The sequence below is a fragment of the Deefgea tanakiae genome, from assembly GCF_019665765.1.
Taxonomy (GTDB): domain Bacteria; phylum Pseudomonadota; class Gammaproteobacteria; order Burkholderiales; family Chitinibacteraceae; genus Deefgea; species Deefgea tanakiae.
Map to the genome: position 1 here is coordinate 1,366,537 of NZ_CP081150.1, position 22,789 is coordinate 1,389,325.

General features: G+C 47.1%; 19 protein-coding genes. 7 read left to right on the forward strand and 12 right to left on the reverse strand.

Translation table 11 applies throughout. The annotated features are described in order from the left end of the window. Positions 1-182 precede the first annotated feature (182 nt). Positions 183-716 carry an AAA family ATPase gene (locus tag K4H28_RS06420; RefSeq protein ID WP_221007546.1) on the reverse strand — a complete coding sequence of 178 codons (534 nt, stop codon included), beginning with the start codon at positions 714-716 and terminating at the stop codon, positions 183-185. Beyond that, positions 695-1,249: a nicotinamide riboside transporter PnuC gene (pnuC, locus tag K4H28_RS06425; RefSeq protein WP_221007547.1), complete on the reverse strand. Its 555-nt coding sequence runs from the start codon at positions 1,247-1,249 to the stop codon at positions 695-697. Before pnuC ends, K4H28_RS06420 begins: the two co-directional genes overlap by 22 nt. 64 nt (positions 1,250-1,313) lie before the next feature. Between pnuC and K4H28_RS06430 the strand changes: the two genes are divergently transcribed. Both K4H28_RS06430 and K4H28_RS06435 read left to right on the forward strand, forming a co-directional pair. After that, positions 1,314-3,662, forward strand: a complete 2,349-nt coding sequence (locus tag K4H28_RS06430) for a serine/threonine protein kinase (protein WP_221007548.1) — start codon at positions 1,314-1,316, stop codon at positions 3,660-3,662. A 95-nt stretch (positions 3,663-3,757) separates the two neighbouring features. After that, positions 3,758-4,297, forward strand: coding sequence for a phasin family protein (locus tag K4H28_RS06435; RefSeq protein WP_221007549.1), 540 nt, complete (start codon positions 3,758-3,760; stop codon positions 4,295-4,297). Between the two features lie 92 nt (positions 4,298-4,389). Here K4H28_RS06435 and bamC read toward each other — a convergent pair whose 3' ends face one another. After that, on the reverse strand, positions 4,390-5,526 hold the full coding sequence (bamC, locus tag K4H28_RS06440; RefSeq protein ID WP_221007550.1) for an NlpB/DapX family lipoprotein: 1,137 nt from the start codon (positions 5,524-5,526) through the stop codon (positions 4,390-4,392). Between the two features lie 31 nt (positions 5,527-5,557). Continuing rightward, positions 5,558-6,433, reverse strand: a complete 876-nt coding sequence (dapA, locus tag K4H28_RS06445) for a 4-hydroxy-tetrahydrodipicolinate synthase (RefSeq protein ID WP_221007551.1) — start codon at positions 6,431-6,433, stop codon at positions 5,558-5,560. Positions 6,434-6,962: 529 nt separating this feature from the next. Here dapA and nagE point away from each other — a divergent pair. From nagE to K4H28_RS06460, 3 genes are all read left to right on the forward strand, one after another. Beyond that, positions 6,963-8,450: an N-acetylglucosamine-specific PTS transporter subunit IIBC gene (gene nagE, locus K4H28_RS06450; protein WP_221007552.1), complete on the forward strand. Its 1,488-nt coding sequence runs from the start codon at positions 6,963-6,965 to the stop codon at positions 8,448-8,450. Positions 8,451-8,479: 29 nt separating this feature from the next. Next, positions 8,480-8,968, forward strand: a complete 489-nt coding sequence (locus tag K4H28_RS06455; RefSeq protein ID WP_221007553.1) for a PTS sugar transporter subunit IIA — start codon at positions 8,480-8,482, stop codon at positions 8,966-8,968. Positions 8,969-9,077: 109 nt separating this feature from the next. Then, entirely contained in the window at positions 9,078-11,144 is a 2,067-nt protein-coding gene (locus K4H28_RS06460) for a prolyl oligopeptidase family serine peptidase (protein WP_221007554.1), read from the forward strand. Between the two features lie 72 nt (positions 11,145-11,216). Here K4H28_RS06460 and K4H28_RS06465 read toward each other — a convergent pair whose 3' ends face one another. The 3 genes from K4H28_RS06465 to K4H28_RS06475 are packed head-to-tail and all read right to left on the reverse strand — an operon-like array spanning position 11,217 to position 13,923. Continuing rightward, complete coding sequence (locus tag K4H28_RS06465; protein WP_221007555.1) at positions 11,217-11,474, reverse strand: DUF2164 domain-containing protein; 258 nt, start codon at positions 11,472-11,474, stop codon at positions 11,217-11,219. A 10-nt stretch (positions 11,475-11,484) separates the two neighbouring features. Then, positions 11,485-12,573, reverse strand: coding sequence for an anhydro-N-acetylmuramic acid kinase (locus tag K4H28_RS06470; protein WP_221007556.1), 1,089 nt, complete (start codon positions 12,571-12,573; stop codon positions 11,485-11,487). Positions 12,574-12,588: 15 nt separating this feature from the next. Continuing rightward, positions 12,589-13,923: a M23 family metallopeptidase gene (locus tag K4H28_RS06475; protein WP_221007557.1), complete on the reverse strand. Its 1,335-nt coding sequence runs from the start codon at positions 13,921-13,923 to the stop codon at positions 12,589-12,591. Between the two features lie 286 nt (positions 13,924-14,209). Between K4H28_RS06475 and K4H28_RS06480 the strand changes: the two genes are divergently transcribed. Together K4H28_RS06480 and K4H28_RS06485 are read left to right on the forward strand one after the other, a co-directional pair. Then, the gene (locus K4H28_RS06480; RefSeq protein ID WP_221007558.1) at positions 14,210-15,034 is read left to right on the forward strand and encodes a class I SAM-dependent methyltransferase; all 825 of its coding nucleotides are present in this window, start codon (positions 14,210-14,212) and stop codon (positions 15,032-15,034) included. A 69-nt stretch (positions 15,035-15,103) separates the two neighbouring features. Further along, complete coding sequence (locus tag K4H28_RS06485) at positions 15,104-15,763, forward strand: hypothetical protein (protein WP_221007559.1); 660 nt, start codon at positions 15,104-15,106, stop codon at positions 15,761-15,763. Positions 15,764-15,873: 110 nt separating this feature from the next. On the opposite strand, the gene K4H28_RS06490 is transcribed toward K4H28_RS06485, so the two are convergent. The 5 genes from K4H28_RS06490 to adhE all read right to left on the reverse strand — a co-directional run bounded on the left by K4H28_RS06490 (position 15,874) and on the right by adhE (position 22,459). Beyond that, a complete protein-coding gene (locus K4H28_RS06490) occupies positions 15,874-16,320 on the reverse strand; it encodes a GNAT family N-acetyltransferase (protein ID WP_221007560.1) in 447 nt (148 codons plus the stop codon). A gap of 138 nt (positions 16,321-16,458) precedes the next feature. Beyond that, on the reverse strand, positions 16,459-17,745 hold the full coding sequence (gene tyrS / locus K4H28_RS06495) for a tyrosine--tRNA ligase (RefSeq protein WP_221007561.1): 1,287 nt from the start codon (positions 17,743-17,745) through the stop codon (positions 16,459-16,461). Positions 17,746-17,810: 65 nt separating this feature from the next. Next, complete coding sequence (lolD, locus tag K4H28_RS06500) at positions 17,811-18,485, reverse strand: lipoprotein-releasing ABC transporter ATP-binding protein LolD (protein ID WP_221007562.1); 675 nt, start codon at positions 18,483-18,485, stop codon at positions 17,811-17,813. Then, complete coding sequence (locus K4H28_RS06505; protein WP_221007563.1) at positions 18,478-19,713, reverse strand: lipoprotein-releasing ABC transporter permease subunit; 1,236 nt, start codon at positions 19,711-19,713, stop codon at positions 18,478-18,480. Before K4H28_RS06505 ends, lolD begins: the two co-directional genes overlap by 8 nt. A 112-nt stretch (positions 19,714-19,825) precedes the next feature. Beyond that, positions 19,826-22,459, reverse strand: a complete 2,634-nt coding sequence (adhE, locus tag K4H28_RS06510; RefSeq protein WP_221007564.1) for a bifunctional acetaldehyde-CoA/alcohol dehydrogenase — start codon at positions 22,457-22,459, stop codon at positions 19,826-19,828. Positions 22,460-22,789 lie beyond the last annotated feature (330 nt).

Genomic DNA, 22,789 nt, shown 5'->3' on the forward strand with positions numbered 1-22,789 from the left:
CTTTCATCATGACAAACGAGGGCGTAGAAAGTTCTGCGCTAGGTCAGGTTTGGTTTAATTCATTGTATTTTCAATACAATTCACTTCTAGAAAACATTAGAGATGTTCTTTTTTTTGAATCATGCGGTGTGGTGTAAATAATTGGCACTATGTATATGCCAGTGCAGCTTGCAAAACAAGCCCTACACAGCAATACCCTGACACCTTAGTGCGAGAAGTGCATTTTCAAATCGACCGGCCCCTACACCTGCGATAATGGCGTGCGCTTGTTTTTTTGAGTGTAAATAATGTGCATAAATTTCAAATAATTTATCTCGATTGTGAGGGCTTTCACGCAGCGGGTCTGCTTCCCACGGCAAATCAGGGGAGCATAGCAATGTAAAACTGTAGTTCGACTGACTATCAAGTGCTGAGATTTGATCTGGACAGTATCCAAACCGGACCTCTGCCCAGATTCGGCTGACTAATGCGCTGGTGTCACAAACAACAATTTCGCTGTCGATAGCCATCGAGTCTTCAACTTCTTGCTGAAGCTGTGCGATAGCGATGACATCTTCAATTGAGTAATTGATGTGCGGATGTTTTTCAAAGTAAGCGCGAGCCATTTCTGGCACGTAGCGCCCACCAAAATGATGCGCCAGCTTTTGAGCTAGCGTCGATTTTCCGCAGGATTCTGGACCTACCACTGCGATTCTCATCGTACGGTTTTTCGCCATTGTAGCCAGCCGAAGTATGCCAAACACGTCAAAATAAGATACAGCACGGCTGTGAGGTGCAGGTCTTTATACCAATAGATACCAGCCGCAATAAGGTCCAAAACAATCCAGTAGAGCCAGTTTTCAATTTTTTTGTTCGCCTGCATCCACTGGGCCAGCAAACCAAATATAAACACACTGGAATCAAGGTAAGGCACATCGGTCGGCAAAAACTGCACCTGAAATTGAGCCACCAGCAACATCAAAAACACGGCGATGGCGTTGATCAGCAACCATTCTTTCTTACTTAATTTGGATACCTGCAGCGATTTACCTTCAGACTTCTGTTTTCCCCAGTTGAACCAGCCGTAAATCGCAACGCCTGCGTAAATTAATTGCAAAAGGCTCTCGCCAAATAAATTGACGCTTAAAAATAAATACACATACAGCAGGCTCGCTATTATTTGCAAAGGCCAAGTCAAAACATAGCCGCGAGTGGCCAAGCTAATAGCCAATAAAGTCAACACAAAACCGACAATTTCAACAGCACTCATTACATTGCCCTTCGTTTTTAGAAGCAGCAGCCTATATTGAAGGGAATAAAAAAGGAAGTCCGAAATGAAAAGCTTTGCGGATGGTCGCTTTGTTGTAGAGAAAAAAATTGGTCAAGGCGGGCAAGGGATCGTCTACCTTGCCAAAGATACGCAATTGAATCGACATGTGGCAATTAAGGTGCTGCATAGCCAACCGGTAAACGCGGTGAATGAAGCCCAGGTTGTCAGTCGTCTGCAGCATCCTAATGTAGTCACCTTGTTTGATGCTTTTGCTGAACATGGTCACCCATGCTTAGTTTTTGAGTTTGTCGAGGGTCAAACGCTTGCTGAGCGCCTAAAACAAGCGGGCCCACTAACACCCGTAGCAGCAGTTAAACTTGTAATTTCGATCTTAGAAGGTGTCTTTGCAGCGCATCAAATTGGAGTAGTTCATCGTGATATTAAACCGCAAAACATCATTATTGATCACGATGGCCGCGCTCGGATTATGGATTTTGGTGTTGCGACTTCTCGGGGCCTGGTCAGTGATGGTTTAACGGGTACGGTTGGCTACATGGCGCCCGAGGTGATCGCAAATATGCCCATCGGCACCCAAGCAGATGTGTTTGCTTGCGGCATTTTACTGTACCAACTATTAACGGGGAAAATGACTACTGAAGGCGATTCGGTTTATACGATATTGCATCAAACAGCGAATGAGCCAGCAACGCCACCATCGCAACTCAACTCAGCAATCGACGCGCAACTTGATCACTTAGTATTGGTGGCTTTATTGAAAAACCCGCAAGAGCGCTACGCCGATGCGGGCGCAATGCGCGCTGCATTGGCTGGTTGGCTTGAATTGAGCGGGGCCAATTCAACTGAGTCACTTGAGTCGCAAAGCAAAAATAGCACTTTAGATTTTTTATTGCGCAGAATGCGGCACTCTGCTGATTTTCCATCTCTTTCGCAAACCATCAGCGCCATCAATAAATTAAGTGATGTTGAGAGTGAAAAATTACAAAATCTATCTGGCGTGATTTTGCAGGACTTTTCACTAACCAATAAACTGCTAAAAATGGTTAACTCAGCGAGTTATGGCCAATTTGGTGGCTCAATCAGTACTATTTCACGTGCGATTGTCATTCTGGGTTTTGATACTGTCCGCAACCTCGCTATTACCTTACTCTTGTTTGAGCACATGCAAAACAAAGGGCAGGCTGAACGCTTGCGTGAAGCGGTATTGCAAGGATTTTTCTGCGGCGTTTTATCTCGCGAGCTAGGTGTAAAGGGCGGATGGAAAGATGTTGAAGAAGCGTTGATTTGTGGCATGTTTCAGCAAATGGGGCGTTTACTGACTTTGTACTATTTTCATGAAGAAAGTATTGAGATTGGCAAACGCCAAGAGCAAACGCAAGAAACTGAGGCCATTGCTGCGCAAGCTGTACTGGGTATTTCATATCGAGAGCTGGGTGTCTCTGTGGTGCAAAGCTGGAATTTCCCTGAGCGCATCGTCACCAGTATGCGTGAGCTGCCTACAATAGTGCGCGCGCCTCAATCGCAAGGGGAGCGCTTACGTGTGTTTGGTAACTTAGCAGCTGACTTACTTCCCATCGTGTCCATGAACGCAAGCGGCGCACAGCAAGCTTTGCAAAAAATAATACAACGATATGCTGCCGCACTTCCTTGGAAAGACCGTGCTTATCATGACCTATTGACGGATGCGGCTAAAAACTATTTATCCTATTTATCAATTTTAGGCATTGACACTCGCGGGAGTGCTTTTGCCAAAGGTTTACTGAGTATTGCAGGGCTTAAGGAGGCGCCCTCCATGGTCAGTATGGTTGACAAAGACAGCCTGCAAGATGCAAGACTCGCTGCCAGCATCCCACCTGAGCAGGTAGAAAATGCAAACCCTGCGGCAATGCTTGCTGCTGGGGTGCAAGACATTACCAACACCTTGGTTGGAGAATTCAAACTCAATGATTTACTCAGGATGATTTTAGAAACAATGTTTCGCAGCGTTGGTTTTGATCGTGTTCTCTTTTGTACGCGCGATGTTAAATTAGGCGGCATGAGTGCACGGTTTGGGTTTGGTGAAAATATTGACCAGATCATCCCGAAATTCCACTTCAAGCTTGAGCCTGTATCAGATGTATTCCAATTAGTAATGGCGAAACAAGCGGACGTATTTGTTGAGGACATTAATGCAGACAGCATCGCCCAACGTATACCCAACTGGTATCGGGAATTAGTTCCAGCGCAGACGTTGATTGTTTTTCCGCTGACTATCGACAAGAAACCGATTGGTCTTTTTTATGGTGACAAGCAAAAAGCGCACGAATTAGTGATTCCACATGATCAATTGAACTTACTCAAGACGTTGAGAAATCAAGCTATCTTGGCGGTTAGACACAAACAATCTGGCGGATAATTGTGCGGTGCACAAATATAACTTGACATACATTGTTTCGAGTATAAAAATAGCAATTGATGCAGTGCACAACTTTAATCCATGGAGATTTATCAATGTTTAACACTCAACAACAATTAGCTGAACTTGGCCAAGTCAACTTAGAAAAATCTTTGCGTTTAACTAACATCGCCTTAGCCGGTGTTGAGCGTCTTTTTCAATTGCAAATGGGCATTGCTCGTGATTTGATGACTGAAAATGCAGAAACTGCAAAAGCACTTTCCGGTGTTAAAAATATCCAAGACTTGGTTGAATTGCAAAAAGGCTTGACTCAACCTAACGTTGAAAAAACAATTGCTGTAGCACGTACAGTGTACGAAGCAGCTAGCTCTACTCAAGCTGAATTGAATAAATTAGTTGAAGAACAAGTTTTGGAATTCAACAAAAACCTAGTGACTTCACTGGATAAAGCTGTTGCTCAAGCTCCAGCATCAAGTGCTGCTGTTAATGTTTTGAAAAATGCAGTTGAAAGCGCCAACAATGCTTACGATGCGATCAACAAAACTGGTCAACGTATTGCTGGCAATATTGCCGAAGCAACAGTTGCAGCAGTTGAAACGGGAGCCAAAACTGTGGCACGCGCAACAACGAAGTAATAGGCATTTATCGGTATAAAAAAAATCGACCTCGGGTCGATTTTTTTTATACCTCATGAATGTGGCCCTAAGCTCCCAGGGCCCCGATACCATTACTTCAGTTGCAGCAATAAGTCTTGCAATATTTTTTTGCTGGTTGCGTCATCGCCACCCGCCAAAGGTTGAACTGAAATTACGGTTCGATCTAGTTCCTGTTTCAGTTTAATTTGATATTGTTGCATTGTGGTTTGTGTTGACCCATCTTTGCTACGCCAGAAAGCTAAGCTACCAAAGTACTCGGTAGATTTTTCTTTTTCAATATTGGCTGCCGCCCTCTGCACAATGAAGGTGCCTTCTGCGCGATTTCTATCTTCAACCGTGTAACCTATACGATCAAATGCCAAGCCAACGCGACGCCAAGCTCGATCAAACGAATCTTTTACTTCAAGTTTATTGCCTGATGCCGCTAAAGTAGCGCGATTTGCCTGTACCACAGCCGATTGCACTGTTGCAGCTGCTTGTTCTTTGCTCATACCAAACTGTTGAAGCATAAGCTTTAACATTTCAACCTCAAGCTCGGGGTCGGACGGGCGAGGGGTCCAGATTGTTTTTTGCACTCCCACCGTAGATCCACCTGTTGACTCTTGCGAGCCATCAGCAAATACTTCGCGCATTCCACGATGCGTCACATAAATTTCGAAAGTCCCTGGTTCACTGCCACGCTCAATTCGAGTACGAAATTTATCTAGCTCACCTGTTGAAATAACACTATCTGCAACCTTGCGTAGTAAATTAGTCACAAAATCTGTCGGCAAAGCAGCCCTATTTTCCAGCCAGTCGGTCTCCATTACGCCAGTCACTTCATTATCTTGCGTCAAAATAAAGCCCTGACCAAGCCAAAACTCACGTATTTCAGGCCACGTTTTAACCGGATCACCCTTAACTACAAGCCAGCGAGTTCCATCAGCTTGGACTAGTTTTGCATTTGCATATTCTGGCAGGACTGAGCCTGTGTTTTTTTGCGGCTGAGCCTCATTAGCTAAGACTGCACTTTTGGGGATAGAGTAATTTGAATTGGCCGCAACAGAGGAAAGATCTGGTGGCACCTCAAGAGGATTTCTTGAAACGTTGTCACTCCCGCCGCGATAGTCTACCTTGCTTTGCAATAGCATCTGATCCGAAGAGCAGCCCACTAAGCTAGCTGCCACGAACAAACTAGAGAGAGATAAAGCTAATTTCTTTTGCTGCATGTTTGTATCCGTAGATGAAAAGCGACAAAAATTATAAAACGCCAGCTTGAAGCATGGCTTGGCGAACGGTACTTTGTACGCCATCGGCTAGGCGAGTTAGAGGCAATCGAATACCTTCAGGGATTTTACCCATTTCTTCGAGAGCCCACTTTACCGGAATTGGATTTGCTTCAATGAATAAGTGCTTATGCAAGCCCTGCAAGCGGTCATTAATTAACTTTGCCGCCGAAATATCACCGTTGAGTGCGGCTTGGCACATCTCATGCATTGCCTTCGGTGCCACATTGGCAGTCACTGAAATCGTGCCGTGGCCGCCAAGTAAAATGAATGGTAGTGTTGAAGCGTCATCGCCACTGTAAAAAGCAAAATCTTTTGGTGCACGTAGCATCATATCAGCAGCACGCTCCATATTGCCCGTCGCGTCTTTAATCCCAACTATGTTTGGCAACTCAGCTAATTTGAGCGCAGTGTCATTGCTGAGGTCACAAACGGTACGGCCCGGAACGTTATAGAGTAGGGTAGGGAGTTTACTGTTCTCTGCGATGGCTTTGAAATGTAGATAAAGCCCTTGTTGTGATGGCTTATTGTAATAAGGAACAACGCTAAGGCCATAGTTTGCGCCAACAGCCAAAGCTCGCTCAGACAAGTAAATCGCTTCGCGTGTTGAATTAGCGCCAGTTCCAGCAATCACCGGCACGCGGCCCGCTGCTTGCTCAACGACCACACGAACAACTTCGATATGCTCATCGACCGCAACGGTTGGCGACTCACCCGTTGTTCCAACGGCAACAAGTCCGTCAGTGCCTTGTTCAATATGCCAATCAACCAGCTTTCGAAGAGCTGAATAATTGATTTGACCATCCGCATCCATCGGAGTGACTAACGCAACTAGGCTACCTGTGAGCATGAGCAAACTTTACCAGTGAACAAAAAAGAAATCATTCTAACTGAAGCCATTCACAGACGAAACCGACTTCGCACAATGTTTACGTGAAAAATGCCGCTTTCCCATGCGCAAGGCATGTTTTGCACCCAAATGAGCCCCCGAGTGTAATTATTTGTTGCAAATGTTTAAGAAGCTGTCGAATCCATTGAGCTTATTGAGCAAACTCAACAATATGGCAAAACTTGTAGCAGAGAATGGCTGAGGTCTCATTCGTACAGAAAACAAAATCGACAGGGATCAAAATTGTTCGTGGTTCGGCGGTAATTGATGCGTAGGCAATGACTGTTTGTTGTTAAATGCTCTGTAAGGCAGCGCGGCCAGATGGAAATCTTGCTAATAGCAAATTGTCAGCGAATAATCGTAACAGGCTATCGTTTGGATACGCCGTAATCATGAATTAGTTCAGCTGTTTCTTCTATGAGCGAAAAACACTACATGAAGTCAATGTAGATCACCATTTTGGTGAACATGTAAAAAAAGGGGATGCGTCGTGAATATCTTAGGTTATCTACAAAAAATTGGGCGTTCGCTCATGGTGCCTGTGGCAGTTTTACCTGCTGCAGCGATTATGTTGGGTGTTGGCTATTGGTTGGACCCAGCTGGTTGGGGTGCAAACAGCCAAATGGCTGCGTTTTTAATTAAAGCTGGCGCTGCAATTATAGACAAGATGCCAATCTTGTTTGCTGTTGGTGTTGCATACGGCATGTCAAAAGACAAAGACGGTGCAGCCGCATTGGCCGGCTTAGTCGGTTATTTAGTTGTAACAACATTACTCTCACCGGGTGCTGTTGCGCAGATCGAAGGCATCAAGCTGGAAGATGTGCCAAAAGCGTTTGGTAAAATCGAAAATGCCTTCGTTGGTATCTTGACTGGTGTAATTGCTGGCGAGATTTACAATCGCTTCAGCCAAATCGAGCTACACAAAGCGCTGGCATTCTTTAGCGGCCGCCGCTGCGTACCGATCATCACTTCGGTGGTAATGATTGTCGTGTCGTTCATTTTGATGGCTGTTTGGCCTGTAATCTACGACGCGCTGGTTAACTTTGGTCTTGCTATTAAAGATCTAGGTGCTTTTGGTGCCGGTGTTTACGCCTTCTTTAACCGCTTATTGATTCCAATCGGCTTGCATCATGCACTCAATTCAGTGTTCTGGTTTGACGTAGCTGGCATCAACGACATCCCTAACTTCTTGGGTGGCGCTAAATCACTTGCTGAAGGTAAAGCAGTTCTTGGCACAACAGGTATGTACCAAGCCGGCTTCTTCCCTGTAATGATGTTTGGTTTGCCAGGTGCTGCCTTGGCGATCTATCACACTGCAAAACCAGCAAACAAAGCTGCTGTTGCTTCAATCATGGGTGCGGCTGCGGTTACTTCTTTTGTAACTGGCGTGACTGAACCGCTTGAATTTGCGTTCATGTTCGTAGCGCCATTGTTGTTTGTTATCCATGCACTATTGACCGGCCTTTCTGTTTATATCGCAGCTTCAATGCAATGGATCTCAGGCTTTGCATTCAGCGGCGGTATGATCGATATGATCTTGTCTTCACGCAATCCGTTGGCAACCCAATGGTATATGTTGATTGTTCAAGGCTTGGCTTTCTTTGCTGCTTACTACTTCATTTTCCGCGCAGTCATTACTGCCCTGAACTTGAAAACACCAGGCCGTGAAGATGACGTTATTGAATCAGCTGAAACTGCAATTCCTGCAGCCGCCTCTGGCAGCACTGCTGAACTTGCTTTGGCCTACGTAACTGTAGTGGGTGGCGCGAGCAATGTAACTAACGTTGATGCGTGTATCACTCGTTTGCGTTTGTCAGTGAACGATGCTGATTTGGTTGATGAAGCGGCTGCAAAACGCCTTGGTGCTAGTGGCGTGATTAAATTGAACAAACAAAGCGTTCAAATTATCGTTGGACCAAAAGCTGAGTTGATCGCCGATTCGTTGCGCGCTCAATTGGGTGCTGCACCAAAAAAGTAACGGAAGTTACGCCTGCCGCCGCTCCGGCGGTGAGCGTAGCACCCGTCGTATCAAGCAATGAAACTGTCCTGCTCGCTCCGGTAACGGGTGAAGTAGTGGCAATTGAAGATGTACCTGATGCAGCGTTTGCAAGTAAAGCAGTCGGTGAAGGTGTTGCGATTCGCCCGACTGGTAAGTTTGTAGTTGCACCGTGCGATGGCGAGTTGGTGAAGATTTTCAACACCAATCACGCATTTGCACTAGTGACTGACTCTGGCGCTGAATTGATCGTGCATATCGGTATTGAAACAGTAAAACTCGGTGGTCAAGGTTTTACTCGCTTGGCGCAGCAAGGTAGTCGCGTTAAAGCAGGCGAACCTGTCCTAGAATTGGATTTGGATTACTTGGCGGCTAACGCAGCATCGATCATTAGTCCAGTTATCCTGAGTAACGCGGATCAATTTACGGCACTGGAAGGTGTTGCAAGTGGGTCGGTTGAGGCGGGTAAAACTGTTTTGTATCGCTTCAAAACGAAGTAAAACTTTCTACTGAAAGCCAAAAAAGCCACGAGTTTTCTCGTGGCTTTTTTGTTTGAATCGCCACAATCCGCGTATATTCTCAACTATAAAAAACACAGCCCGCAATCAGATGCAAAATAATCAACTCGACCCTTTCCTGTATTTAGAAAATCATACTCACGCAGCAGAGTGGGTTGCCGAACAAAATCAAAGCAGCCGCACCGAACTAGAAGACGACCCTCGCTTTGACTCAATGCGCCAATCAATTGCTCTGTTTGCGCAAGCCAACCAGCAAATCCCTTATTTTTCTCAACATGGCGCGTGGCTGTATCATTTCTATCAAAGTGAAGCTCAACCCCGTGGTGTATATCGACGCACGACATATGAATCGTATTGCTCGCCCAATACGATATGGTCGGTGGTGTTTGATTTAGATGCGCTAGTGCAGCAAGAAGAGGTTGATTGGTATCTGGCAGGGATTTCGCATTGCATTTTGTCGCCGCAGCGTTGCTTGATTAGCCTGAATATTGCCGGCTCCGACGCTAGCGTTTGCCGTGAGTATGATGTTGAGACTCAGCAATTTTTGAACGATAGCTTCCAATTTCCGCTCGGTAAGAATCAAATCCACTGGCGTGATATTAATAGTGTTTACGTTTGCCCCGCTTGGGATGAAAGTCAGTTGAGTCAAGCCGGCTATTCATGCGAAGTTTGGCTGTTAGAGCGCGGACAAGCATGGGATGAGGCGACTTCAATCGCGGTGCTGCCAGAAACCATACTCAAGACTTTGGCGTGGCGCTTTCTGGATGGTGAACACGCCCACCTTGACATCATTGAAGTTGCACTCAGTTTTTATAAAAAAGTCTATTACTGCATCGATGCTGATTTAGCACTGCAGCAAATCAAGTTACCACTGCGTTGCGATCTGTATGCCTATACCCATGGTGATTTAATCGTGAAATTGGGCATGGATTGGCGCTGGCAGGATCGATTGTATTTATCGGGCTGTTTGCTCGCGATTGAATGCGATGCCCAAACTGGACAACTTGGGCATATTCAGTGCTTAGTGGCGCCAAGCCACACACAGACCATTCAGGGCGTCGACGCAACTCTCAGTGGTTTGGCGGTTCATGTATTAGACCAAGTCAAAAGCCAAATCCATACCTTTATTTGGAAAGAAGCGGCATTAGAAGACTGCGAACATCAAGCCAATGCTTGGCAAGCCATACCTAATTCACTACCAAGTCGTGGGGCGATTGAATTTGTCGATCAACCATGGGCGACTGAAACACTGTATTACAACTACAGTGATTTTTTACAGCCAGCAGGATTGTATCGTTATGATTTACTAGCCGCTAATGCACCCGAACTATTGCGACAGCAAGTAGCTGCTTTTGATAGTCACCACTACGAATACCAGCAATATTTCACAGCATCCAAAGACGGAACGGCCATTCCTTACTTTGTTGTCCACGACAAAGCATTGATCTTGCGTGGCGACGCGCCGACTTTGCTTTATGGCTACGGTGGTTTTCAGGTTTCCATGCTGCCGTATTATGTTGATAACCTGGGGCCACATTGGCTGGCCAAAGGTGGCGTATTTGTTGTAGCCAATATTCGAGGTGGTGGTGAATTTGGCCCTAACTGGCATCAAGCAGCGCAGGGCGCACATCGACAACGTAGTTTTGATGACTTTATTGCCGTGGCTGAAGATTTAATCGCCCGCAATATCACCTCACCGCGCCGACTCGGTATTCAAGGTGGCAGCCACGGCGGCTTATTGGTCGGTGCATGTTTGGTGCAGCGACCCGAAATTTTTAATGCGGTCGTGTGCGAAGTGCCCTTGCTGGATATGTTGCGTTATACCGAGTTACACGCTGGCGCGAGCTGGGTCGATGAATACGGCGATCCGAATAAGACCGAAGATCGGGCTGTGCTCGCAGCATACTCACCTTATCATCACATTCAACCTGCCTCAGTGCAGCGCTACCCAAAGGTTTTGTTGACGACCAACCGCCAAGACGACCGTGTCCATCCTGCGCACGCACGAAAAATGGCGGCCAAGCTCGCAGAAATGGGGCACGAGGTATTGTTTTTTGAGGGAGACAAAGGTGGACATCGCGGCAATGTGGGAGCTAGCGAGATGGCGGCAGATTTGGCGCGTGCACTTACATTTTTACATCAGCAGCTAATGGATTGACCGAGGGTTTTGTTGGGTATTGCCAGGTAGCTATTTATAAATAATGCCTGCATAGCAATACCCTGAATGTGCTTAGCGCTTCTTTTTCGACCAATACACGCCGGTTAATTCAAAGCAATTTTCAGGCAAAGCTTCAACCTGCTTGATGAGCTGCGCTTGTGCATCACTGATCGCTTGATTGTAAATATGCGGACCAATCTCACGCACAATGTAGTCGAGCAAAAAGCCAGCTTGCAGCTCGCCAATATCGATGTCCAACTCTTCGCGGCAATAACGCTGAATCGACGCATGTAATTGAGGATGCAGCATTTTATCGATTTCTATGGTCACTTTCTTACCTTCACGCGGGCCAAATCGCGCCCAATACACGTTTACCGCGCGCGCCCGTCACCGCTGGCAGATTCGCCGTTAAACCCAAGATGCAACGCTGTGCCAACCAAGCAAATGCAAATGCCTCAACCCAATCGGGGTCCACGCCCAAAGCTTGCGTACTTTGAACTTGGCGTGGCAAATAGGCCGCTAATCTGTGCATCAGATGCGCGTTATGCACGCCACCACCACAGACATACACCTCATCCGGTGTGCCTTGCTGCTTGATGGCCGTTGCGATACTCCACGCCGTTAACTCACACAGCGTGGCTTGTACATCGGCCGGCGCATCAGTGCGACCTGTAAGATGTTGACTCAACCAAGCTAGATGGAATAAATCTCTACCGGTGCTTTTTGGGGCGGGGAGGGTAAAAAAAGGTTCAGCTTGCATTTGTGTCAGCAAATCAGGCAAAACTGTACCTGTCGCCGCCCAATCACCGTTGGCGTCATAGTGGCGCGCGTTGTGTTGCAGCATCCACGCGTCAAGCAATACATTGCCTGGGCCACTATCAAAGCCGATCACATCACCATTGGCAGCAAGATGACTCAAATTGGCAATGCCGCCGATATTCACGACAACACGATTCGAATTGGGCTTGGCAAACAGAGCTTGATGAAATGCAGGAACCAATGGCGCGCCTTGCCCACCAGCAGCTACATCTCGCGAACGAAAGTCGCCCACCACCGTAATGCCAGTATATTCAGCCAGCATTGCGTGATTGCCAATTTGCAGCGTATACCTTAACTCTGGGCGATGACGTATCGTCTGACCATGATTGCCAATCGCCACAATGTCGGTAGTTTGCAAGCCTGCTTGCTTGAGTAGCGCCAAAACCACTTCGGCACAAGCACGACTATGCGAATTAGCAGCAATCTGCGCCAAATGCAGCTCATCCTCACTTGGTGCTTGGAGTTGAAATAATTGCTGGCGTAATTCGGGCGACAAGGGGGCTCCAAGACTAGCAATCAATTTTGGCGCTTCAGCCGCCAAATCAACAATGACGGCATCGATGCCATCCAAGCTTGTTCCCGTCATCAGCCCAACAAACAATTCCGACATAATTAATACTCAAAACTAATCGATTTGCACCAATTCTACCCTGTTGAGCAGGGCTAGTTGTTGTTTTATGCTCGATGCAAACGGCTTGAAAGCAGCCATTTGTGTCGCATTGAGTGGTTTGCTATTCGGTAGCTTTATAGCCAAAGGATCAACCTGCTTGCCGTTTACTTTAAATTCATAATGCAAATGCGGCCCGGTTACGCGGCCTGTTTGACCAACCGCCCCCAGGGTCTCACCTTGTTGAATGGTTTGCCCGGCTTTCAGGTCTTTGGCGTGCGCCGATAAGTGAGCATACTTAGTGCTGTATTGATCACCATGCTTGACCTCAACAAACTTGCCGTAACTAGCATCTTGTCCAACCCGCATCACCACGCCATCGGCGGTATTGAGCACTGGCGTACCTGTTGGTGCGGCGTAATCAATCCCTTTGTGGGACCTCCAAGTGAACAAGACGGGATGAAAACGCATCGAAAAACCCGAGCTAATTCGTGAGAATTTAACTGGCGACGATAGAAAACTTTGTGCAGTACTATTACCCGTGTCATCGTAATAAGCACCAGCAGCGCCAGCGCCCTCAAACCAAATTACTTCATGGGTTTGGCCGTCGTTGATAAATTGGGCTGCTAAAATTTTACCCGTGCGAATGATCTCGCCACCACTGCGCTCAGTTTCGTAAATCACCGAAAATTGATCGCCTTTTTTGAGCTTGTGGTGAAAATCTACTTTGCCATCAAATACATCGATCAGTTGCTGCGCAATCGCATCTGGCAAAGCCACCGCATCGGTTGCCGCATAAAACGATGAGTTAATAACCCCTGTCTTGTATTCAGTTTTTTTCTCGGCGATGGCAGGGGCAATCTGGGTACGTAATTGTTCACCCTCACGTAGGACTTGAATTAAGTCGCCCGCACGGCTGATGTAGCTCAGTTGTAGCAAACGTCCGTCGGCCGTGGTTTGTGCTTGAATGGTGCGCCCAGCAGACAGCTCATAAAGCGCACGAGCGCTCGCATCGGTACGGACAAAATCCCACGCCTGCAAATCATTGATCGACAACTTGCTGAATAATTTGCCGAGACCATCACCAGTTTGAATGATTTCTTCGCGCCAGAAAGGGGTGTTGCTTTGGGCGGTAGTGAGCTCGGGGATTGCTAAAGCTTGGGTGACTTGACTTATCACCACTGTTTCGCGTGGGCCATATTCCACGACACCATAAGCAGTCATCGTGGCCGTAATGGGCAATGCCAGTGCGGCAGCCAACCAAGCCCAATGCTTCTGCTGCCACGAAGGTGGGTTCGGCGTAGCCGTGTTTTTACGCCCGTCCACATGGGTTTGCGGTAAAATCTTGCTCATAAATCATACATCCGTAAAACGAAGTGGCAAAGCTAGGAGGGAGCGAAGATGGAAAAGTTCCTACCTTCGGGTGTATCCGCTAGCGCAATTCGCTTTTGACGAAGTGGCTGGCCAGGCAATTTGCCGCATCAGCAAATCGGGTGAGACTTTAGCACCAAACTACATCAGCAAAGAAGCGGTGTAATTATTCACAAAAGACACGATCTTCTATTACTGCAATGTATTGAGCCAGAGGCATTACCAATCAAACTCTCCAGGCTAATACCTCACAATCTAGGAATTAATCATGAATGCCATCCCTGAAATCCGTGCCGGTCAGTCGGTCGAGCTACTCAAAGCGCTCCATATCCTGACTCGCGATGGCAAACTCAATCAAGACAGTCGCCGCAAGCTCAAGCAGGTCTATCATTTATTTAACTTTATTGAGCCACTACTGGAATCTACACTAGCCGATCACGAACACGTCACTTTAGTGGATCACGGCGCGGGCAAATCGTATTTGGGCTTTATTATTTACGACTTGTTTTTTAAAGATAAAAAAGCTGGGCACATCTACGGCACCGAATTTCGCTCTGAACTAGTCCAAAAATCGCGCGAACTGGCGACTTTATGTGGTTTTGAGCGAATGACGTTCTTGGATATGCTGGTCGAGCAAGCCGCCGCTGCGAAAGAAATGCCTGCGCAAATCGACATTGTCACCGCACTACATGCGTGCGACACAGCCACCGACGATGCGATTAAATTTGGCCTCGAGAAAAACGCCCGTCATATGGTTTTGGTGCCGTGCTGCCAAGCCGAAGTCGCCAGCGTGCTGCGTAAACACAAATCCAAATCATTGAGCAAAACGCCGCTCGCCGAAATGTGGCGCCATCCAATTCACACCCGAGAATTTGGCAGCCAACTGACCAATGTGCTGCGCTGCCTGCAATTGCAAGCCAATGGCTACCAAGTGACGGTGACTGAGCTAGTCGGCTGGGAGCATTCAATGAAAAACGAGCTTATCATCGCCAGCCAAAGCAAAGATGCACCACGTAAACAAGCCAAAGAAAAAATCGCACAGATTTTAGAAGAAACCAATTTGGGCGATATGGCAGGGCGATTTTTGTATTAAAGATTCGCAAAATATGAAATACGAAGCGTTGCGTCCCCCTTGTAACGAACGGCCAGAATAGGCGCAAATATGTTGGAATTAATCCAATTCTTGTACGTCCAGCGCATTAAAGGTTTTGCAGTACCGAGCGCGCCGCATTTTGATAGCGAGGCAACTAGTCAGTGGTTTGAGCAAAAATTGCAGACCTCAAAACGGTATCTGGAATTTGGCTCGGGCGGCTCGACATATTTAGCCGCCAAACTCAACAAGCCATTTGTGTGCATTGATTCAGACCGCTTTTTTCTGCGCGCAGTGACGCAAAAAATCACCGCTGATGGCTATCTCAATCCAACCTCGCAAAGCTATTTGCCGCGCAATATCGGCTTGACACGCGAATGGAGCCAACCTGTGGTTTGGGGGGCGCTCAGTCAACGGCGTCAAGCCAGCTTTCGGCACTATTCCGATTTTCCGACTGAGTCTTTACAGCAGGATGGCTACCCCGACTTAATCTTGGTCGATGGTCGATTTCGAGTGGCCTGCACGCTCAAAGCAATTCGAGCTTTACAGGCGCAATCAAACTGGACTTTGGTGGTCGATGACTATATGGGTCGACCTGAATATGAAGTGATTGCAGAATTTGCCAAGCCAGATTGTTTCGTTGGCCGAATGGCAGTGTTTTGCTCGACAATCACAAGAACGAAAGCTGAGCTAGATAATGCGATTCAAGCTTATGAGCTTGATTTTAGATAGCCTCAACTGGGATCTCGCCTATAGAAATCCGACCGAAACAAAGACACCACCCGCAAGAGTGACTGCACCCGACCCCAAGCAGTCATTCATAATCTAATTTATAAACACGGTTAAGTAGCTGGTTTTGCAATAAATGCCTGTTTCCCATTTGGGTCAAAACCTGCCGACTCATAGAAATTAAGCGTTGCCTCATCTTTTCTTCCTGTAAGCAGCATCACTTTGTAGCAATTGACTGACCATGCATAGTTTAAAGCTGCGTTCAATATTTGTTTCCCATATCCGCGTTTTCGATGGTCTTGATGGGTGACAACATTTTCAATCAGACCATATGGACGGAAACCACGTGTGAGATTTGGCGTAATAGAAATAGTGCAACTTGAAATGAGCTGATTTCGCTCAAAGTAACCGAAGTACTTGATTCGGTGATTGCCAAGAATTTCAGTCCAAATATCTTCAATTAGTTGTTGCGGTGGCAGTGGATTTATTTCGAAGTGAAGGTGCTCATATAATTTTAGCAAAGCAGGCAAATCAGATTTTTCTAGGGTTCGAATATGCATCTAAACTACGACCTAATTAAATGAATGTTAGCAAGGTTGACTGACTGCTGTTGGCCGATAGCTGCCGCCCAATTTAAATTAGCATGTATTACCATGTAGACTTTATAAATCATTGCCTACATGGCAATACTCATGCAGTTACTTCCAAACCACCAAAGCATGGTTTTTCTTGCCGCGGCGTAATAGCGTGTAGCGGCCGAATTTGTAATCAGCCTCAGTAATTGTCGCCGTCAAGTCAGTGACTTTCGCGCCATTTACAATCGTTGCGCCGCTTTCGATAAAACCACGGGCTTGGCTTTTTGAAGTGGCGAGTTCAGTGGCGGCTAAGACGTCGATCAGGCCATTCGCGTCGCGCGCTAATTCAAACGTTGGCAAGCCATCGAGTGCTAGCTGCTCAAAGTCTTGCTCGGTCAGTGCGTTTTGGTCTTCAGCAAATAAAGATTGGCTGATGCGCTCAGCAGCGATGACGGCATCTTTGCCGTGCACGAGTTCAGTCACTTGCTCAGCCAAAATACGTTGGGCTTCTGGTTTTTTGCCCGAAGCTAAGTCAGTTGCTTCAATCGCAGCGATTTCATCCACACTCAAGAAAGTGAAGTAGCGCAGGAATTTATACACGTCGGCATCGGCCGTCGAGAGCCAGAATTGGTAGAACTTGTATGGCGAGGTTTTTTTGCGATCGAGCCAAATCGTGCCGCTTTCTGTTTTACCGAATTTGGTGCCGTCCGACTTAGTCACCAAAGGCATGGTCAGGCCGTGCACCGATTGCTGGCGCATACGGCGAGTTAAGTCCGTTCCCGCAGTGATATTGCCCCACTGATCTGAGCCGCCGATTTGCAATTGGCAGCCGTATTGCTCGTTGAGCACGACAAAGTCGTAGCCTTGCAGCAGGCTGTAGGTGAATTCGGTAAACGAAATACCGTCACCATCACGGTTAATCCGCTGCTTGACTGATTCTTTGTTAATCATATTGTTAACAGAGAAATGCTTACCGATATCGCGCAAGAAAGCCAAGATGTCCATCTTGGCGTACCAGTCATGGTTATTGGCCATCACGGCGGCGTTGTCGCCTTCAAAGCTCAAAAACGGAGAAACTTGAGCGCGAATTTTGCCGACCCATCCTTCAATCACATCCAGCGTATTGAGCTTGCGCTCAGCAGCTTTAAATGAAGGATCGCCAATCATGCCGGTAGCACCGCCAACCAAAGCGATGGGCTTGTGGCCTGCTTGTTGAAAGCGTTTCAAGACCAAAATCGGCACCAAACTACCGATATGCAGACTATCTGCCGTTGGATCAAAGCCGCAATACAGCGTAATCGCTTGTTCACTCATCAATTTGCTGAGTGCAGCAGCGTCGGTTTGTTGCGCAATCAAGCCGCGCTGCTCTAGGTCGGCTAATAAATCAAATGTTGAGTTGAGTGTAGTCATTGTATATTCCAATCTCGGGCTTAGCCCAGTACGTATATTAATCTAAGCATTGTCTAGAATTGGCCCTAGCTCAATACCCCTAAGTCTAATCTGAGCGCACGATCGCATCGCGCCGCTAAATCGGTGTCGTGCGTGACAATCACAAAGCCTGTGCCTGTGTCGCGCGCCAATTCCAGCATTAAATCAAACACGACGGCAGCGTTACTGCGGTCGAGGTTGCCAGTTGGTTCGTCCGCTAATACACAAGCAGGACGAGTGACTAAAGCGCGTGCAATCGCTGCGCGTTGGCGCTCGCCGCCTGATAATTCGCTCGGCTTGTGATGACTGCGCGCCCCTAAGCCGACTTTTTCCAGCATGGCTTCAGCGGTTTTGATGGCTTCTGCTTTATTCATGCGGCGGATCAGCAGCGGCATCGCCACATTTTCTGCTGCGGTAAATTCGGGCAGTAAATGATGAAACTGATACACAAAACCCAGATGCAGATTGCGCAATTCGCCGCGTGAATTTTCACTGAGCGTAAATGGATCTTTACCCAGTAGGCTTACCGCACCCGAGCTTGGCGTATCCAGCGCGCCAAGGCAGTGAAGTAGGGTGGATTTACCCGAGCCCGACGCGCCAACAATCGCGACGATTTCACCTTTGCTAAGTTCAAAATCAACCGCGCTTAAAACTGGTGTTGAGAGCTTGCCTGAAACATAAGTTTTGCCCAGTTGCTGAGCCGACAAAATAATATCACTCATAGCGCAAAGCCTCTGCGGGGTTAACTTTTGAAGCGCGCCAACTTGGATATAAGGTCGCCAGCAGTGACAGTAGTAGCGAAATTATGCCGATACTAATCACATCGTTAGGGATGATTTTGGATGGCAGCTCGGTAATTAAGTACACATCGGCCGACAAAATTTGTGCACCAATGATGCGCTCGATAAATGGCACGATCGTGCCAATATTCGACGCAACTAAAAGCCCCCCAATCACGCCGGTGGCGGTACCGACAAAACCAGAGATCGCACCGTTGACCAAAAATATTTTCATAATTGAGGCGGGTGACGCACCTAAAGTTCGCAAAATGGCGATGTCTGCTTGCTTGTCGGTCACAATCATCACCAAGGTTGAAACCAGATTAAACGCGGCGACGGCTACGATCAGCGTCAGAATAATAAACATCATGCGTTTTTCGATTTCTACCGCACGGAAGTACGTTGGGTTTTCTTGACTCCAGTCAGCGACCATCAAGTCGGGTAGGGTGCGGTTAATTTCGCGCGCTACTTCTCTGGCTTTGAATAGGTCATCAATCTTGAGGCGTACGCCTGTTACAGCATCCCCTGTGCGATATAACTTTTGTGCGTCTGAGATATGAATCAGCGCCAGATTGGCATCGTAAGGAAAGTAATCTGCTTTGAAAATACCAGCAATGGTAAATTGCCGCATCCGAGGAATTAATCCCGCAGGGGTGACTTGCCCTTGTGGCGTAATCAAAGTAACTTTATCGCCCGTCATTACGCCGAGTTCTTGCGCGAGTGCCCAGCCCAGGATGACTGAAAATTCACCGGCACGTAAGCCGCCGAGTTGCCCGTCAATCATTTTTTCAGCCAGTTCACTCACCTTTGGCTCTAAAGCAGGATCAATCCCGCGCACTAGAACGCCTTTGACTTGGCTACCATTGGTAAATAAGCCTTGCCCCATCACGTAGGGTGCAGCACCACGGACGTGTGGTTTTTTTGCGCTTGTATCAATCGCTGCCTGCCAGTCGTAAAGTGCATTATCAGGGCTGGTCACGGTAATGTGCGAAGTCATGCCTAAAATGCGATTTCTGACTTCCTCTTGAAAGCCGTTCATCACAGATAGCACAATAATCAGCGCAGCAACGCCGAGCCCAATGCCGGCAATTGAAACCAAGGAAATAAACGAAATAAAGCCATTTCGCTTTTTAGCTCGGGTGTAGCGCAGACCAATTAGTAGTTCATACATAGAAGCGCACATAAAAGTGAGTGTGGCGCGCAGTTTACCACGCTCCTCCACATCGTTAAAAAGCAAAAAAGCCCGCATTGAGCGGGCTTTGGATTCAAACTAAACGATTTACTTATTTTGCTGGTTTGGCTTCCGCTACCACACCATAAGTTTCATGGTAAGGACGGCCATAATAGCTATCGAGCAAGACTTGTTTCAATTCGCTAATCAACGGGAAGCGTGGGTTTGCGCCAGTACATTGGTCATCAAACGCTTCTTCGGCGATGCGATCGAGTTTTGCCAAGAAGTCAGCTTCATTCACGCCAGCATCTTTGATCGACATTGGGATGTTTAGAACTTGTTTTAGTTCATCAACCCAAGCAATCAGGTTTTCCACTTTCTGGTCGTCATTCTTGCCAGCCAAACCAAGGTGCTCAGCGATGTCTGCGTAGCGGCATTTTGCTTGCGGACGATCGTATTGGCTAAACGCTGTTTGTTTGGTTGGAATATCAACCGCGTTGTAACGAATTACGTTACTGATCAACAAAGCATTAGCTAAGCCGTGTGCCAAGTGGAATTCGGCACCGATTTTGTGAGCCATTGAGTGGCAAACACCCAAGAAGGCATTTGCAAACGACATACCAGCGATCGTTGCGGCATTGTGAACTTGTTCACGCGCTTTTGGATCGTTCGCGCCATTGGTGTAAGACGATGGCAGGTATTGCTTGAGCAATTTCAGAGCTTGTAATGCGTGCGGATCAGAAAATTCATTCGCCAAGACTGAAACATAAGCTTCAAGTGCATGTGTTACCGCATCAATACCACCAAACGCAGTCAACGATTTTGGCATATTCATTACCAAGTTCGAATCGATAATGGCCATGTTTGGCGTCAATTCGTAATCGGCGATTGGGTATTTCATGCCCGTAACTTCGTCAGTTACCACCGCAAATGGCGTTACTTCTGAGCCAGTGCCTGAAGTTGTTGGGATTGCAATCAACTCGGCTTTGATGCCCATTTTCGGGAAGGTATAGATACGTTTACGGATATCCATAAAGCGCAATGCTAGATCTTCGAAATGAACCTCTGGATGCTCGTACATCACCCACATGATTTTTGCCGCATCCATTGGCGAACCGCCACCCAGGGCAACGATCACATCAGGTTTAAAGCTATTGAGCATCGCAACACCTTTGCGAACAACTGCAAGCGTTGGGTCGGCTTCCACTTCGTGGAACACTTCCACTTCCAGGCCTTGTTGTTTCAGCACGCGGATAGTTTCATCGCACATGCCGTTATTAAACAAGAATCTGTCAGTTACGATTGCAGCGCGGTGTTTTCCGGCCATTTCTTTGAGCGCAATCGACAAGCTACCACGACGGAAGTAAATGCTTTTTGGAAGTTTGTGCCACAACATATTTTCTGCTCGCTTCGCAACGGTTTTCTTGTTAAGCAAATGTTTCGGGCCTACGTTTTCCGAAATCGAATTGCCGCCCCATGAACCACAACCCAAAGTGAGCGAAGGCGCTAATTTAAAGTTGTACAAGTCACCGATGCCGCCTTGTGATGAAGGTGTATTAATCAAAATGCGTGCGGTTTTCATTTTGTCGCCAAAGTAAGCGATGCGCTCACCTTGCAAGTCTTGATCTGTATAAAGCGATGAAGTGTGGCCAATCCCGCCCAGTGCGACTAAAGCTTCTGCCTTAGTAACTGCATCAAAGAAGTCTTTGGCGCGGTACATGGCTAGAGTAGGGGAGAGTTTCTCGTGCGCAAACTCTTCTTCTTCGCCTACTGAAGTTACTTCACCGATCAATACTTTGGTGTAAACCGGTACTTTGATGCCGGCCATTTCAGCGATTTTGAGTGCTGATTGACCAACGATTGCAGCGTTCAGGCCGCCATTCACCAAGATGACTTTGCGAACCGCTTCTGTTTCTTTCTTGTTGAGGATGTAACCGCCGTTGGCGTTAAATCGTTCTTTAACTTGTTCGTAGATACTGTCAACAACGATCACAGATTGCTCAGATGCACAGACAACGCCATTGTCGAATGTTTTTGACATCAAGATAGAGGCCACAGCGCGTTTGATGTCGGCAGTTTCATCGATAACAACTGGGGTGTTACCAGCGCCAACACCAATTGCAGGCTTGCCAGAGCTATACGCAGCCTTAACCATGCCTGGGCCACCAGTTGCCAAGATCAGATTTAGGTCTGGGTGTTTCATTAGGTGGTTTGATAGCTCAACAGTTGGCTCGTCAATCCAGCCGATAATGTCGCGCGGCGCGCCCGCTGACACGGCAGCTTCAAGCACAAGGCGAGCTGCGGCGCAGGTTGAGTTTTTGGCGCGTGGGTGCGGGCTAAACACAATACCATTGCGTGTTTTAAGTGAAATCAAGGCTTTGAAAATTGCCGTTGAAGTTGGATTGGTCGTTGGTACGATACCGCAAATAATGCCGATTGGCTCTGCGATGGTCATCGTGCCAAACGCATCATCAGTCGATAAAATGCCGCATGTTTTTTCATCTTTGTAAGCATTGTAGATATACTCAGACGCAAAGTGATTCTTGATTACTTTGTCTTCAACAATGCCCATACCAGTTTCAGCTACAGCCATTTTTGACAACGGCAAGCGTGCATCAGCGGCGGCCAAGGCAGCTACACGGAAAATCTCGTCAACTTGCTCTTGTGAATATGTTGCGAACAGCTGCTGCGCTTTTTTTACTCGTGCGACTAAAGCATCAAGTTCTTGTACGTTAGTTACTGTCATTGTTTTCTCCAGAGATTTCACTAGCTGTTAGTATTGCAATTGATTATGCCATCAGAATTAAGACAAATCTGTACAGTATTAACACATTTTTCGAATCTTTTTAGCAAACCACCAAGGTCTTTACAAGAACACAGCTTGAGGCCCTGTGGTTTACTGCATGGCGCTAGATTAATGTTTGTCTCCGTGCGCGGGTTTGATATAGGTCATGTTTTTGCAATGGCAGTCACACATCTTCGCATAATGTACATTATGTAAAGTGATTCTTGACTTGCTGCATCAGAACGATACCTTAAGGCAGAAGCTTTTAACGCCGCAGCTCACTGTCCGCGC

Bases quoted from the DNA above. Each gene is read 5' to 3' on its own strand.
- K4H28_RS06435 (WP_221007549.1), top strand. From the start codon at position 3,758: ATGTTTAACACTCAACAACAATTAGCTGAACTTGGCCAAGTCAACTTA.
- adhE (WP_221007564.1), bottom strand. From the start codon at position 22,459: ATGACAGTAACTAACGTACAAGAACTTGATGCTTTAGTCGCACGAGTA.
- lolD (WP_221007562.1), bottom strand. From the start codon at position 18,485: ATGAGTGATATTATTTTGTCGGCTCAGCAACTGGGCAAAACTTATGTT.
- K4H28_RS06475 (WP_221007557.1), bottom strand. From the start codon at position 13,923: ATGAGCAAGATTTTACCGCAAACCCATGTGGACGGGCGTAAAAACACG.
- K4H28_RS06485 (WP_221007559.1), top strand. From the start codon at position 15,104: ATGTTGGAATTAATCCAATTCTTGTACGTCCAGCGCATTAAAGGTTTT.
- K4H28_RS06490 (WP_221007560.1), bottom strand. From the start codon at position 16,320: ATGCATATTCGAACCCTAGAAAAATCTGATTTGCCTGCTTTGCTAAAA.
- K4H28_RS06430 (WP_221007548.1), top strand. From the start codon at position 1,314: ATGAAAAGCTTTGCGGATGGTCGCTTTGTTGTAGAGAAAAAAATTGGT.
- K4H28_RS06470 (WP_221007556.1), bottom strand. From the start codon at position 12,573: ATGTCGGAATTGTTTGTTGGGCTGATGACGGGAACAAGCTTGGATGGC.
- K4H28_RS06460 (WP_221007554.1), top strand. From the start codon at position 9,078: ATGCAAAATAATCAACTCGACCCTTTCCTGTATTTAGAAAATCATACT.
- K4H28_RS06480 (WP_221007558.1), top strand. From the start codon at position 14,210: ATGAATGCCATCCCTGAAATCCGTGCCGGTCAGTCGGTCGAGCTACTC.
- K4H28_RS06505 (WP_221007563.1), bottom strand. From the start codon at position 19,713: ATGTATGAACTACTAATTGGTCTGCGCTACACCCGAGCTAAAAAGCGA.
- dapA (WP_221007551.1), bottom strand. From the start codon at position 6,433: ATGCTCACAGGTAGCCTAGTTGCGTTAGTCACTCCGATGGATGCGGAT.
- tyrS (WP_221007561.1), bottom strand. From the start codon at position 17,745: ATGACTACACTCAACTCAACATTTGATTTATTAGCCGACCTAGAGCAG.
- bamC (WP_221007550.1), bottom strand. From the start codon at position 5,526: ATGCAGCAAAAGAAATTAGCTTTATCTCTCTCTAGTTTGTTCGTGGCA.
- pnuC (WP_221007547.1), bottom strand. From the start codon at position 1,249: ATGAGTGCTGTTGAAATTGTCGGTTTTGTGTTGACTTTATTGGCTATT.
- K4H28_RS06420 (WP_221007546.1), bottom strand. From the start codon at position 716: ATGGCGAAAAACCGTACGATGAGAATCGCAGTGGTAGGTCCAGAATCC.